This window comes from Streptococcus oralis (genome assembly GCF_001578945.1).
GTDB lineage: Bacteria > Bacillota > Bacilli > Lactobacillales > Streptococcaceae > Streptococcus > Streptococcus oralis_Q.
The window spans coordinates 1-630 of sequence record NZ_KQ969591.1 but is presented as its reverse complement, the minus strand read 5'-3'; the positions used below and the strand labels follow the sequence as shown (position 1 = coordinate 630).

The window sequence follows — 630 nt, the reverse complement described above, 5'->3', positions numbered from 1 at the left end:
TTAAGATAAATTGGGATGATGATCTTTATCATAATAATTTTGAAAAAAGAAAAAGATGTAGATACTTTTGTATTCTATTTAAATGATTGGAATGATTATAATTATGTGATAACGTATACTGTTTGCTATTATAATCAAAATTTGGAAGAGATATTTTTGGGGAACTATAGAATTTATCATCCTAAAATAGAAGACCAAAAAGAAAGAAAATTTCTCTTCTTTCAACGAGATAATGATATATTAGAAAATAATTTTTATATTCTTGATAGTAATGCTCAAATAGAGTCCTTAAATGAGATGTATTATTCATTAGCTCAGGATATTTCTTTTTATCAAAATTTGTATAATCTAGATTCAGATTATTATAAGAAATTTTTGCAAGTATTTCGAGACTTGACAGTTATAGCTTTACCTGACGAAATTAAAGAGAATGAAGGAGTGAAGTATGCTTTATTAAGAAATGACGGAATAACAAAAAGTGCGGAAATTATTAATTTAAATCAATGGCTCAAAGAAATTGATGAAAATTTGAATATTGGAAATTTTTCTGAAGATAATTCAGTTACGACCATATTTCAAAAGTTTATAAAAGATGAGACTTTTGAGAGGTATGAGAGATTATTCAATCAG

At 25.1% G+C, this 630-nt stretch carries 1 pseudogene; it reads left to right on the top strand.

The features are described from left to right. Positions 1 to 15 precede the first annotated feature (15 nt). Positions 16 to 630 (top strand): annotated as a pseudogene (locus tag SORDD16_RS09935) (DUF2971 domain-containing protein); the annotation flags it as partial.